The organism is Flagellimonas iocasae, from assembly GCF_042682725.1.
In the GTDB taxonomy this organism is placed as follows: domain Bacteria; phylum Bacteroidota; class Bacteroidia; order Flavobacteriales; family Flavobacteriaceae; genus Flagellimonas; species Flagellimonas iocasae.
Genome location: NZ_JBHUHU010000001.1, coordinates 911,761 through 925,971 on the forward strand (window position 1 = coordinate 911,761; position 14,211 = coordinate 925,971).

Annotated in this window: 9 protein-coding genes and 1 tRNA gene; 3 read left to right on the forward strand and 7 right to left on the reverse strand. The window is 42.5% G+C overall.

Going from position 1 to position 14,211, the window contains the following annotated elements:
* Positions 1-99: 99 nt before the first annotated feature.
* From ACFSJE_RS04075 to ACFSJE_RS04105, 7 genes are all read right to left on the reverse strand, one after another.
* A tRNA-Arg gene (locus ACFSJE_RS04075) sits at positions 100-173 on the reverse strand.
* Positions 174-296: 123 nt separating this feature from the next.
* Positions 297-1,424, reverse strand: coding sequence for a hypothetical protein (locus ACFSJE_RS04080; protein WP_379829704.1), 1,128 nt, complete (start codon positions 1,422-1,424; stop codon positions 297-299).
* Between the two features lie 8 nt (positions 1,425-1,432).
* Complete coding sequence (locus ACFSJE_RS04085; RefSeq protein WP_379829705.1) at positions 1,433-4,612, reverse strand: PVC-type heme-binding CxxCH protein; 3,180 nt, start codon at positions 4,610-4,612, stop codon at positions 1,433-1,435.
* A gap of 67 nt (positions 4,613-4,679) precedes the next feature.
* On the reverse strand, positions 4,680-5,558 hold the full coding sequence (locus ACFSJE_RS04090; protein WP_379829706.1) for a sugar phosphate isomerase/epimerase family protein: 879 nt from the start codon (positions 5,556-5,558) through the stop codon (positions 4,680-4,682).
* 154 nt (positions 5,559-5,712) lie between these two features.
* Entirely contained in the window at positions 5,713-6,312 is a 600-nt protein-coding gene (locus ACFSJE_RS04095; RefSeq protein WP_379829707.1) for a YceI family protein, read from the reverse strand.
* Between the two features lie 83 nt (positions 6,313-6,395).
* The gene (locus ACFSJE_RS04100; RefSeq protein WP_379829708.1) at positions 6,396-7,658 is read right to left on the reverse strand and encodes a hypothetical protein; all 1,263 of its coding nucleotides are present in this window, start codon (positions 7,656-7,658) and stop codon (positions 6,396-6,398) included.
* A 34-nt stretch (positions 7,659-7,692) separates the two neighbouring features.
* On the reverse strand, positions 7,693-8,295 hold the full coding sequence (locus ACFSJE_RS04105) for a YceI family protein (protein WP_379829709.1): 603 nt from the start codon (positions 8,293-8,295) through the stop codon (positions 7,693-7,695).
* Between the two features lie 345 nt (positions 8,296-8,640).
* On the opposite strand from ACFSJE_RS04105, the gene ppdK reads away from it, so the two are divergent.
* The 3 genes from ppdK (at position 8,641) to ACFSJE_RS04120 (ending at position 14,160) form a co-directional block, all read left to right on the forward strand.
* Positions 8,641-11,367 carry a pyruvate, phosphate dikinase gene (gene ppdK, locus ACFSJE_RS04110; protein WP_379829710.1) on the forward strand — a complete coding sequence of 909 codons (2,727 nt, stop codon included), beginning with the start codon at positions 8,641-8,643 and terminating at the stop codon, positions 11,365-11,367.
* A 119-nt stretch (positions 11,368-11,486) separates the two neighbouring features.
* A complete protein-coding gene (locus ACFSJE_RS04115) occupies positions 11,487-12,368 on the forward strand; it encodes a cation diffusion facilitator family transporter (RefSeq protein ID WP_379829711.1) in 882 nt (293 codons plus the stop codon).
* A 61-nt stretch (positions 12,369-12,429) separates the two neighbouring features.
* Positions 12,430-14,160 (forward strand): alpha/beta hydrolase-fold protein, encoded by a 1,731-nt coding sequence (locus ACFSJE_RS04120; RefSeq protein ID WP_379829712.1) that lies wholly within the window; start codon positions 12,430-12,432, stop codon positions 14,158-14,160.
* The last annotated feature ends 51 nt before the right edge of the window (positions 14,161-14,211 follow it).

A 14,211-nucleotide genomic window follows, 5' to 3' on the forward strand; every position in this document is an offset into this window, starting at 1 on the left:
CATACCATTTCAAACCAATTCAAATGGGGCTCCTAAAAAATTAAAACCTTGCAAATCAATAAGATATGCAAGGTTTTGTTTTTATTTGAGCTCTTAAAGTGATCGCGGAAGGATTCGAACCTTCGACCGTCTGCTTAGAAGGCAGATGCTCTATCCAGCTGAGCTACGCGACCGTTTTCTTCTGCAAAAGTATAAATCCCAATAAAAACTAGTGGGCACGTTAACCTTTTGCGGGCGCAAAGATATAAAATTGGTTACGTTGAAAAAAGATAAAATTCATTTTGTACCCAATTCTCTTAATTTAATTCCTCCACAAGTAGATTTTTGGCTTCCCAATAAGCATCGTCATGAAAACCATATTGGGTCGGGTTGTATTCCCCCACGATATCAACATCTACGTTTTGCGGTGGTTCTTTGCTTAGCATATAATAGACAGAATTCACAAATAGTCTTCGTACATCTTCATCTAAAAAATCGGTCGCCGCTCCAAGTGTTGATGTCAATGCATCCCCTTTTTTGCCGTTCTTCAACTGATAGGTCTTCAACCAAACAATTGGAGGCATATTTTCATTTGGGTCATAGGTTTTATTATCCCGGCCAGAAATCTTGGCCGTGACGGTATCGGTTTCCCGCATGCCATACAATACATCGGTTTCATCAAAGGAACCAGCTCTTTCAATCGATTTACCATACACAAGTATTTTGGCATCATCACCCATTGGAGTGCGCACCCCATAAACATCCGTAGGTCCCCATAGCGCTCCATCTTCTATCCCATTTAAAATAGGATGGTTTGATGCGCCTTCAGCAACTATTCCTCTAGTACTTTGGTGTTTATGGTTCCCATGGTGTGTATACCAAGTTTCACCCAAAATCTCTTTGCCAAAGCCCCATTTCCAATCTTCATCATTGCCTTCATAGTTCCATCCATAATGGACAAAAGGATGGGTTTTATCTTCAAAATTAAACGCATGCGTAGCGGTGCGAATACCGATAAGCGGCTTTCCTTTCAAAAGGTACTGCTCAACGTATTGCATCTGTTGCTCTGGAAGTTCTCTAAATCGCGTAAACCAGATGACCAAATCGGCATCTTTCAAATGTTCCAAGCCTGGTATATTAAACCGATAATTGGGGTTTACGATTCCAGGTTTGGTTGAATCTTGGGCAAACAACACCTTACAATCAAAACCATGTTTTTGGCTTAAGATTTTAGCAAGTTGGGGCAATAGTTCTTCAGACCGATATTCCTCATCTCCAGAAACCAAGACTATCTTTTCCGATGACTCCTTACCTTCAGCTCCATTAAACCTAAGAAAGGTTACTGTTTCATCCTCCAATGGTTCATCTCCTGTTTTGGCTTTGCTGGCTTCTTTACAAGAGAGTGCCAGCATCAGTGTCAACCCAATAATCCAAAGTTTCCTCATGATTTTCGTTAGTTTACCAAGGCCTTCCCTTCTACCTTTTTATGGGGATGTTGTTTTAGTAATTCTTCTGCTGAATAAAACCCCTCTTTATCCTTGATTTGCTCCCTTACCGTTTTCACTTTATCAGCACTGATGACTGTAGTTTTGTTGCTGAAAGAGTTTCTAACATAAGTCAGCACAGCGGCCACTTCATCATCGTTTAACATTCCCCCAAAAGGTGTCATGGGCACTTGACCGTCATAGTTTAGATTTTGAACTTCTATGGGCCCCATTATGCCCTTAAGGGTCAACTTTATGAGTCTTTCTTCATCTTCTACCACCCATTTTGATTGCCGTAAAGGTGGGTACCCCGTTGCTGCTAGTCCCTCCCCATTTTTTTGATGACACGTAATACAGAATCCTTCACGTTCATATATTTCTTTCCCTTTTACATAGGCCTCACGGTCCGCTCCCTCTAAATGAGTAACGATTTCTTCCGTTTTTGAAGCAAGGTTCTCCCCTTTTAGGTGCGCTATGGCTCGTTCATAAGGAACATTGAGCCATTCATCCATTGGCTGATTACCAACCTTTTGTAAAATCTCCAATCCATCATCCTGCGTCATCCATGACGCAGCTACCAAAACTTCCATTCGTACACGACTATTTGAATCCTCAGCCATTTTCAGCAGTAGTTCTTTTTGATTTTTGATTTGATGTCCAGCATATCCCAATACATGGACGGCTGCTGCACGCACTCTGTAATCCTTAGCACCAAGCAAACGTTCTACTAAATCCACACTGATTTTGTTAGCGCCCCAGCTTACCCACAAAGCCTCCAAAAGATGGTGTTCATAGTTTTCATCAGCAGCATCCAATTCAGAAACCCAATTTGATACAGCCTCCATAACTTCATCCGCATCACGTCCTCTTAACTCTCTTCTGGTTCTATATCGGGTTCTGAATTCTGGTAGTTTTAAATTATTGAGCAGCGTTTCCAAAGAAGCGCCATCAATATCTGCTGGTTCTACCAAAGGTCTGTCGGGATAGGTTATTCTATAGATTCTACCATGCACATGATCACGCAAAGGGTCTCTGGCATTATGCTGCATATGACCAATCAATACATTGTGCCAATCCACCAAATACAATGAGCCATCTGGTGCAAATTCCATATCAACCGGTCTAAAATTTTTGTCTGAACCTTCAACCAAATCCTGCCTTTTTTCCAGTTTGTAACCAGTTCCAGTGTCTGTTACCTTATGTTGACGCATGCCCAAAAACCCTATGGTATTGTTCAGTAGTAAATCTCCTTGGACTTCATCAGGAAAATGTCTGCTTGAAACAAATTCCAATCCCGAGGTAGGCCTTACCATATCTTCTTGTTTCAAGAGACTCGGTCCAAGATCATTGAATTGTCCATATCTATTTTTAATGCTGCCCGGAAGCATCCATCGTACTTCTGGACCGGAAGTTTCCAGAAAAAAGGGTTGTCCCCAACGGTCAAAGGCAGTTCCCCACGGATTTGGAATGGAAACTTGGGCTACACGTTGTAATTTCTTCTGCTGGGGACTATACCGATAAAAACCACCATTTGTAGCACGTACCGGTCCGTATGGGGTCTCTACGTTGGTGTGCAAAAACACTCCCTCTCCCATAATGATTGCCCCCGAAGGATCTGCACAAAATGCACTGATTACATGGTGGGTATCATGGTCATCAAATCCGCTGAGCACAATTTCTATCTTGTCCGCATGGTCATCCCCATCCGTATCTGTCAGTAATTTTAAATTGGTTCCTTGGGAGACATAAACCCCTTCTGGGGCAAGTTCAAATCCAGCTGGAATATGCAAACCTTCGGCGAAAATGGTCTGTTTATCCGCTTTATGATCTCCATCGGTATCTTCCAAAATCAAAAGTTTATCGTTTGGTTTGGGATCCCCAGGTTTATAGTGGGGATATGTCGGCATCACTGCCACCCATAAACGTCCTTTATTGTCAAAAGAAAGCTGTGCAGGGTTCGCTAAATCGGGAAAATCTTCTTCGGAAGCAAATAGTTCAATTTGGTAACCTTTCGCCATTTTTATTGTTTTCAGCGATTCCTCACCATATAAATATTTGGCTTCTCCCCTGCCATAGTCCCCGTTGATGAAGTTGGTTTCAACTTCGGGTAATTTATGGGTTTTGGCATCCGCTGCTGCCAAATCATAAGGTTCGCCCATTGCTGTGCGCCAAATGGCAGTATCGCGAATGGCTGCCATTTCCCGCTTCTTTTGTGTCTCGTCAGGATAGTTCTCTGGGCCAAAAGGATTGTACCTGCGGCCGAAAACATGTACTCCGTTGGGACTTTTGTAATCATCATGCCAGAACCAGTTCTTTTCCAAAACAGCTTTTCGCACAGGTTCCCGGTTTTCTTCCACTATCTTCTGATCATCACCAAACACCATATCAACCAAAAGCTTAGAAAATTTTTCGTATCCCATATCGTTCAATTGAAAACCATCGATGGTAAAATTTTCATCACTGGCAAACCAACTTTTTGTAGGGTGAAAAACATCTACAAATGCCACGTTATTTTTTTCAGCCACTTCTTTTATGGCCTTCGTGTACAATTCCAGATTCTGGTTTTCCACTTCCCCATTTGGCACGTCAAAATCGTTGGACCGGTCCTCAAAGGCAATTGGGGACACCAAAATAAGTTGTGGTGGTGTTGCACCATTGTATTCTTGATTGAGGGTATGGAATACAAAATCAGACAATTCTCCCTTAAACGCCTCCAAACCTTTCGGTCCATTGAATGATTCGTTATACCCGAAAAAAGCCAAAATCTTATCTGCTTTTAATCTGGTCAACCACTGGTCCGGTGTTTCAAAATGGCCTTGGCTGTTGGAGAAGTTTGCCAATTCATCCTGATATTTTTCAGCCCCCGGAAAAGCCCACGGGGAAAATCTACCTGAATGCGCCCTAAAACCTGGGGTATCGCCTCCATCGCACATGTTTCTGATGAACAATTGTTTTTCTGGATTTCTAAGATGCATCTCGGTCTCAAAATGACCAAAGTTCATCATGCGTGAGCCAAGGTTGTTGCCTATGAGAACAATATGCTCCCCTTCACCAACGGTAAGGTTCAATGAATTGACCTCCTTCTTGCATCCAAGGAAAACAAGGGATAAAAACAACAGGGAAAACCTTAGGTCTTTGAGAATTTTCATTTGGTGGTCAAGTGGTTTTGCATTATAAAATAAAGCCCCGCGGAGCAGGGCTATAACTTAAAAAAATTTATTCGAACCCGTATTTGGAGAGCCCTTCATGACTGATTTTAATTGCCTCCAACGGTTGGAGCCCATCAAAGGTTTGGTCTTGTTCAACGAAATAGTAGCGCATACCGGACTTTTCTTGTTCTGCCAATATTTTTCCAAAATCAATGGTACCTTGTCCAACTGGGGCAAAACGGCCCTGCTCATCCATATCCTTTACGTGCCAGGCCTTAAACCTTCCTGGGTACTTTTCAAAATAGGCCAATGGGTCAGCCCCTGCTTTGGTCACCCAAAACAAATCCATTTGGAAGTTTACATATTTAGGGTCTGTGTTTTCCAAAAGGTATACAATCGGCTTAATGCCATCTTCATTGTCCTTGAATTCAAAATCATGATTGTGGTACAAAAGCTTCAACCCCGCGGCTTCACATTTTTTTCCAAGAGTAGTAAGTATTTCTGCAAATTCTTCCATGGAACCCTTCATTCCCATAGTCCTGTTTTCAGGATTAAAGGTAAACATGCCCATAGGTGGAACTGGAATGGTGAAATATTCAAATCCTGCTGCCTTGGTATCTGCAATCAATTGATCTGCATTTTCTAAAGTTACCATACCCATATGAGTGCTAACGGGCTGCAATCCCAAACTTTCCAAATAGGACTTGAACTCTCCTGGCTCCATTCCATAAAACTTTCCTTCATTGTATCCGGCCGCCTCAATGTAAGCGTAACGATCATCGGCTACTTGTTTGAGGGTTGCCTTTGCATCTCCACCCATATCATCCCTAACCGTGTACAATGCAAGTCCTCCAAAGTTCTCTTGGGCACAAGCCTGCAAGGTCATCAGCAATACAAAAAGTCCAAAAGGAGCAATTTTCTTGAATGTTATAAATACCGTTTTCATTGTAAAATTGTTTGTAGTTAATTGTAGTTCTATTAGTAGAGCAATATACTGCTTTCCTAGGGATTATTTTTTTCAGGATTATAATGAATGAAAGTAAAAAGCACTGCCAACAACCCCCTGACAGTGCTTAATCTTATAAAAAACATTATGAATCCTAAGCTTCCTTAATTACTAAGGCTACATTTACTTTTATGTCATTGTCCACTTTGATCATGCCCAAAGCTTTTTTAGGGGGCTCCAGTCCAAAATCGCTTAAACGAAGTTCCAAGGTGCCGTTAACACAAATGTTCTTTTGATCGTCGCATTTTAGATTGGCTTCATACTTACGAGTAACCCCCGCAATGATGATTTCCATTCCCACTGCAATTTCTTTTGATTCTGGTTTTGGAGGCTCAACATACAAAAGCCGTAGTTCCACTTGGGGATGCGTTTCGGTTTTGAGCAACTCCCTAAAATCCTTGTTGATCATTTTTCCTCCACAATCAAAACAATCATTGGCCAACTCCAATTTGGCATTCTGGAAAAGAATGCGATTGTCCCGCTCATCATACACCATTCGAATGGGAAGTTCAAGCGGTTGAAGATTATACTTGCAATTGAAGGAGTTTATATTGGTTGTTCCTGAAATGACCACTTCACTTTCGGAAGCCACGGCAACCTTCATTTCCCGCTCAGGGTCAGAAAAACCCATGGCAAGCAGAAAAATGGAAACTGCCAATAAACTCTTGATGCTATGTGGAACTAAAGGTAACATGATAACTAAATATACAATTTTTTAATGGCAAGACCTAGGACTTTGGTCAACCCTCTGCCCTAGGTCTATGCAATCCATTTGATTTAGAAGCTGATTACTGCTTCAAGAAGAAGTCCTTTAAATTGTCCTTCGTTAAAGATACTTGTTGGGTCAAATCCATCGTATTGTTGGTTGACATATTCTATCTTGGTCAAGATGTTCTTGGTCAAGAAAACACCACCACCTAATTGAAATCTATCGATGGTCACGTCTTCACCAGCAGCAGTTTCTGCATCTACGGTGTTGTATCGAGTAGCTAGGTAGAAGTTTTCGTTGTTTCCGAATCGATACACCAACTCTCCTGCCAATTGTGTTGCTTTTCTGCTGTCTGCTTCGGCATCAGCTTTTCCTTTTGCTTGCTCAAAGGTTCCGAAGAACTCCAATCCTTTATATTTTAGGAAGGGGTTGAACATGAAGGAAGTGATTTCATTGGTCATCCCTGGATCATATCTACCAGATCGGAAGTTGCTGGAAGTTGAAGCTTCAGTATTTTCCATCACCAAGTAGTATCTAGAACCTGAACGGTCTGCACTGTATAGGTATACCCTTCCAGATTTTCCAGTGGAATACAAAGATCCTGTCACTCTCAATCTAAAGTCATCACTGAGTTGTTTGTCATATCCTAATTTGGCCAAGATGGAAGCTCCAGTTGTTCCAGGGTTGTTCACTGCTTGGTTCAATTTACCGTTTGATAGACCGAACATTCCGATGAATCCATTGTTTCTGTAGTAAACCTCACCACCTACTTCTGTAGTGAACGCATCCATGATCAAGTTGCCCACAAATGGGTTGTGCATAGCTTGGGCGTTGTCTGTTCTTCTAAAGTGGGCATCACCATAGTTGTTTTCCATGTGACCTACTTTAATGGTCAAATACTTCATGGCTTCTTCCAAGAATCCGGGGCTGATGAAATCCAAGTTGTCTACTTGAAAATACCCGCCTTTTACGTAAGGTTCTGGGTGGTGTCTTGAAGAAAGATAGGTTCTTAAGTGCATACGTACACCTTTGGCCAAGGCCACGTCCAAATCCAAGTTGGCAGTTGCCAAGTTAAAGTTGTCACCAATTTCAATCAATTCAACGGCACCGGAATTCTCGTGGTCCACCGCTTGAAACTGCAAGGTTGAAGAACCTCCTACCCTTACTTTTACACCATCAAAGGTGCTTGCTGTATCTTTTGGAGCCTCAAAAACGTTGACTCCATTCTTATCGGGCGATCTAAAGTTGTCCAATTGACGACTTTGTGAATACCCCAGTACACCTGCTAAAAACGCAGTTACCATTAATCCGTGTTTTACATATTTTCTCATTGCTGTAGATTTATTAGTTGAGTATTATTTTAAATTATTTCCAAACTGTGTTATAGTGAATCTCAATTTCGTCACCTGTGGTAATTGTTCCCAAAAGTGCTTTTGGAGGTTCAATGTTGTAATCTGTCATTTTTAAGGGTTTCTTGCCTTCCAACATCACCTTACCATCATTAAGGGTCAATGTAAAAGGTAGGTCTATGGTCTTGGTAGTCCCCGAAATGGTCAAACTTCCTGTGGCAACAACTTTATATTTATTGGCTGTGGACACTACGGGTGAAATACTTTTTACTTGCTTCATCTCAAATACAATTTGCTTGTGGTCATCTGTATTGAGGGCTTTGTAGGTATTCTTGTCCATGGCTCCCTTTCCACTCTTCAAACTTTCGGCCTCAACCGTAAATTTTAAGGAATTGATTTTTGGAAGTTCTCCCGAATTGTCCAGAGTGATGGAACCCGATTTTTGCTCTGCCACTTCCTCCCAGTCGTGAAGGGTGGAAGTCCCGGTCACCATAAGTTCCCCTTCGCTGTTGTTTAACTTATAGCTCTGTGCAGAGATTGCTACAGGAAGTAGGCTCAATGCCATTACTAGGATAACTGCCTGCAGTGAAAACTGACGATATTTGTTGTGTGATTGCATAATATTTGGCTTTTTAAATCGAGACAAAGTTCACACACGAAGTTTTCCTAAAAGATGATAAATGTCAGTATTTTCCCAAAACCCTCATTTTTAGTGATTAAAGTCACATAAAATTTATAGTTTGATGATTATTAACCCTTTACACTTCAATAATTTTTATCAAAACCGAGAATAATTCAACTCATCATGACAAATACAAGGTTTTTCGCATTTGCAATGCCTTGAATTTGGGCTCTCCAAAGGTCAATAGGTAAAAGCCTGATTTTTATCATGTTCTGTGGTTTATAGAGCTACTACTTTTACAAGTAGATTTCTAACACCAAGTACAATCTTAATAGATAAATAATGGAAACACTTATTGATAATAATCTAAGCGTGTACACCTTCGGCAACAAAAAAGCTGATGGAAGCCGCAAAATGAAAAATCTGTTGGGAGGTAAAGGAGCCAATTTAGCCGAAATGAGCCGTATTGGAATTCCTGTTCCACCAGGATTTACCATCACCACTGAAGTTTGTACACAATATAATGAAGAGGGTAAGGACGCTGTCATTGCCCGCATTGAGCCCGAAGTACGTGCTGCCATCAACAGCATTGAAGAAACCATGGGTGCCATGTTCGGGGATGATGACAATCCCTTATTGATTTCTGTGCGTTCCGGTGCCCGGGTTTCCATGCCCGGTATGATGGATACCGTACTCAACCTTGGTTTGAATGACGAATCTATAAAAGGGGTCATTAAAATGACCGGCAACGAACGTTTCGCCTGGGACTCCTACCGAAGATTCATTCAAATGTATAGCAGTGTGGTCATGGGTCTTAAGCCTGAATCCAAAGAAGATTTGGACCCGTTTGAAGAAATCATCGACCACTTAAAAGACAAACGAAGAATTGAACAAGACACTCAATTTACCGTTCAAGACCTTCAAGATTTGGTGTATGACTTTAAGGATATCGTTAAAAAAAGAACCGGAAAACCCTTTCCCACCAATCCATGGGACCAACTTTGGGGTGCTATCCTAGCTGTTTTTGATAGCTGGAATGGTGACCGAGCCATCTATTATCGAAAAATGCATGGCTATCCTGAAGATTGGGGTACCGCTGTAAACGTTCAGGCTATGGTATTTGGTAATATGGGTGAGGATTCCGGAACCGGGGTTTGCTTTACCAGAGATGCCGGTACCGGTGAAAATGTGTTCAATGGCGAATACCTCATCAATGCCCAAGGGGAAGATGTGGTTGCTGGAGTTCGGACACCACAACAAATTACTTTATTGGGTTCACAACGTTGGGCCAAACTTGCTCAAATCGAAGAAGAGGAACGAAAAGAAAAGTATCCTTCTTTAGAAGAGCTGATGCCTGAGATTTATAAAGAACTCTTCGAATACCAAAATAAGCTCGAAACCCATTACCAAGACATGCAAGATATGGAGTTCACCATTCAACAGGGAAAACTCTGGATTCTTCAAACCCGCAATGGAAAACGAACCGGTGCGGCCATGGTTAAAATCGCTATGGACCTATTGAAAGAAGGGCTAATTGATGAAAAGATTGCCTTGAATCGCATCGAACCCCGCAAATTGGATGAATTATTGCACCCCATTTTCGACCCTGAAGCCCTGGAGGATGCCGAAGTGGTCGCTCAAGGTTTGCCCGCTTCTCCAGGAGCTGCGACCGGACAGATTGTTTTCTTTGCCGATGAGGCCGAAAAATACAAAAACAGCATTCTTGTCCGTATCGAGACCTCTCCTGAAGATGTAGAAGGTATGAACATTGCCAAGGGTATCGTAACCGCTCGTGGTGGTATGACCTCACACGCTGCCGTTGTTGCCAGAGGTATTGGTAAATGTTGTGTTTCTGGGGCTGGCGCGTTAAAAATCAACTATAAAAACAGAACGCTTACCGTAGGCGGCCATGAATACCATGAAGGGGATTGGATTTCCATCAACGGTTCCACCGGAAATATCTTGGAAGGCAAAGTTGCCACCAAAGAGCCTGAGTTGAGTGGTGAATTCGCTGAGTTGATGAAACTCTCCGACGCTTATGCACAAATGGAAGTACGCACCAATGCAGATACCCCAAAAGATGCTGAGATTGCCCGAAGCTTTGGCGCCACCGGTATTGGACTCACCCGTACCGAGCACATGTTCTTTGAAGTGGATAGAATCAAAGCCATGCGCGAAATGATTCTAGCCGACACCATCAAGGGTAGAAAACAAGCCTTGAAGGAATTGCTTCCCATGCAGCGCAGCGATTTTGAGGGCATCTTCAGAGCTATGAAGGGATATCCCGTAACCGTTAGATTGCTTGACCCTCCATTGCATGAGTTTGTGCCCCACCAATTGGCAACACAAAAAGAGTTGGCCGAAGATTTGCATATCTCACTGTCCTCCGTAAAAACAAAAGTGGCTGAATTGGAAGAATTCAACCCTATGTTGGGACACCGTGGATGCCGTTTGGGAAATACCTATCCCGAAATCACCGAAATGCAGACCCAAGCGATTTTGGAAGCTGCGCTGAACTTGAAAAAAGAAGGCATCAATACCAAACCAGAGATAATGGTTCCTTTAGTGGGTACGGTAGAAGAATTTATCCAACAAAAGGCCGTGATTGACCAAACTGCGGAAGAGGTCTTCAAACGACGCAAAGATACCGTTGAGTACTCCGTAGGCACCATGATGGAGACCCCAAGGGCTACCTTGGTAGCCGATGAAATTGCAAAATATGCGGATTTCTTCTCCTTCGGAACCAACGATTTAACCCAAATGACCTTCGGTTATTCACGGGATGATTCAGGTAAATTTTTGCCCATCTATCTTCAAAAAGGAATTTTAAAAGCCGACCCTTTTGAAATTTTGGACCAAGAAGGTGTAGGGCAACTCATTGAAATAGGCACCCAAAGGGGTAGGGAAAGCCATCCAGGCCTTAAAGTAGGCATATGTGGGGAACATGGTGGTGAACCCAGCTCTGTAGGCTTCTGTCAAAAAGTAGGAATGAACTACGTAAGCTGTTCACCCTTTAGGGTGCCCATTGCCCGAGTAGCCGCTGCTCAGGCTGCCTTGAATGAAAATTGACCAATCGACTTTTACTTGGTTGAATCCCCCGTATTTTTAAAAACTAAAAATCCGGGGATTTTTTATATCCCTAGTTTTAATTTGTATTCACGAACTTAGCGCAGTCTCAACAAAACCAAATGAGCAACGAAAAAACAGCGATACGAACCACCTATTTTAGCCTTCTTGGAAATATAAGTTTGGCTTTGATAAAAGGATTGGCCGGTTTTTTCGGAAATTCCTATGCGCTGATTGCGGATGCCATAGAATCCACCACGGATATTTTTTCTTCCTTTTTGGTCTTGTTGGGTTTTAAATACGCGGAAAAGCCACCAGATGAGAACCATCCGTATGGCCACGGAAAAATTGAACCGCTGATTACCTTCATTGTTGTAGCCTTTTTGGTAACATCGGCCACCATTATAGCTTACGAAAGCATTCAACATATACAAACGCCACATAAAGTTCCTGAATCATGGACCTTATTTGTGCTGGGTGGAATAATCCTTTGGAAAGAAATTTCATATCAAGTCGTCATCAGGAAAAGTAAGCAGACGCAAAGTTCCTCCCTTCGGGCAGATGCTTGGCATCACCGAAGTGATGCAATAACCTCGGTGATGGCATTTTTGGGGATTTCCATTGCCCTCATTTTTGGTGAAGGCTACGAAACCGCTGATGATTGGGCTGCCCTTTTAGCCTCGGTTTTTATTCTCTACAACAGCTATTTGATTTTTCGCCCTGCGCTGGGTGAAATCATGGACGAACACCTTTATGATGATTTGATTCTGGAAATCAGAAAAAAATCCTCCGAAGTGGAAGGAATCTTAGGTACTGAGAAGTGTTTTATCCGTAAATCTGGCATGAAATACCACGTTGACCTTCATGCCATTGTGGATGCCAAGATTACGGTGGAAAAGAGCCACTGGATTGCCCATCAACTCAAAGACCATTTAAGGGAAGAAATTCCTGAACTGGGGCATGTTCTCATTCATATAGAACCCAACGAGTATACGTATAAATAAGGCTTTTATGGTTTGGGTTAGTTGATAAAATGAACTATCTTTTTCGTCTAAACCCGCCAGCATGACCAAGATTCATTTTTTCCTCAGCAGTTGTATCCTTTTATTGATTTCCTGCAGTCCAACTGAAAAATCAAAATATAATATCGCCGTAAGTTTCAACGATACTGCAAGTACCGAAAATAAAGATGGTCGATTGCTGTTGATGCTCTCAACGGACGATAGCAAAGAACCCCGTTTTCAAATCAATGATGGATTAAACACGCAACTCATCTTCGGAATGAACGTGGATGGGATGGCTCCCGGTCAATCCATCGTTTTTGATGAATCCATTTTTGGCTACCCCTACCCTAGTTTGGAAGACGTTCCTCCCGGTGAATATAATGCCCAGGCCCTTTTACATGTGTATGAAACTTTCAACCTATCCACAGGGCATACGGTAAAACTGCCTATGGACAATGGTGAGGGACAACATTGGAACACATCCCCAGGTAATTTATACAGCAAACCCTTCAAGATAACAGTAGGTGAAAATGGAATCGAAAATGTTTCCTTGGTCATGGATCAGGAAATTCCACCGATTCCAGAACCAGAGGATACGGAATGGATAAAACACATCAAGGTAAAGTCCGAAAAACTATCGGAATTCTATGGAAGGGATATCTTTCTTGGTGCCCATGTTTTGCTTCCCAAAGGATTTGATGAACATCCCGAAGCGAAATATCCGCTGATGGTATTTCACGGACATTTTCCAAGTGATTTTAGTGGTTTCCGAACCACACCGCCCGACCCTAATTTAGAACCTGAATATTCGGCACGATTCGATTTGGAAGGCTACAACCTCATCCAACAACAAGAAGCCTACGACTTTTATCAGCGTTGGAACGAACCCGATTTCCCTCGCTTTCTTATTATCGAAATTCAACATCCCACTCCCTATTATGATGATTCCTATGCGGTAAATTCGGCCAGTCAAGGGCCTTATGGGGATGCCATTACCTACGAACTCATTCCAGAAATTGAAAAACAATTCCGCGGCATGGGCGAAGGTTGGTCCCGTTTCTTGTACGGTGGGTCAACCGGAGGTTGGGAAGCATTGGCGGTGCAAGTAAAATACCCTGAAGAATACAATGGATGCTTTGCCGCCTGCCCAGACCCCATCGATTTCAGAGCCTATTGCCTCACCAATATTTATGAGGATGAAAACGCCTATTATTACGATTCTGACCATAAAAAGTTGGAGGTTCCTGCCCATCGAAACTATCTGGGCGACATTCAATCCACCCTACGACAAGGGAATCATTTAGAATTGGTTTTGGGGGATAAATCCCGATCGGGACAACAATGGGATATTTGGGAGGCCACCTATTCACCTCAAGGTGATGATGGCTACCCTGTCCGCATCTGGGACAAAATGACGGGAGATATTGACCATGAGGTGGCGGAATATTGGAAGGAAAACTTCGATTTACGGCATATTCTGGAACGCGACTGGGACAAACTTGGTCCACAATTGAAAGGGAAAATCCATATTTATTGCGGTGATATGGACAACTACTACCTCAACAATGCCGTCTACTTGATGGAAGATTTTCTGGAAAGTACCACAGAGCCCTATTATGAAGGCGAAGTGTTGTATGGCGACCGCGCGGAGCATTGCTGGAATGGTGACCCGGAACAACCCAATGCCATTAGTCGTCTAGGGTACAACTCCATGTATGTTCCCAAAATCATGAAACGAATAGCCGAAAGTGCACCACAAGGCGCCGATTTGACCAGTTGGAGATACAAGTAAACTTCCATCTTGTTAGGACAAATTTCAACTTGAATCAATCTGATTTATCTC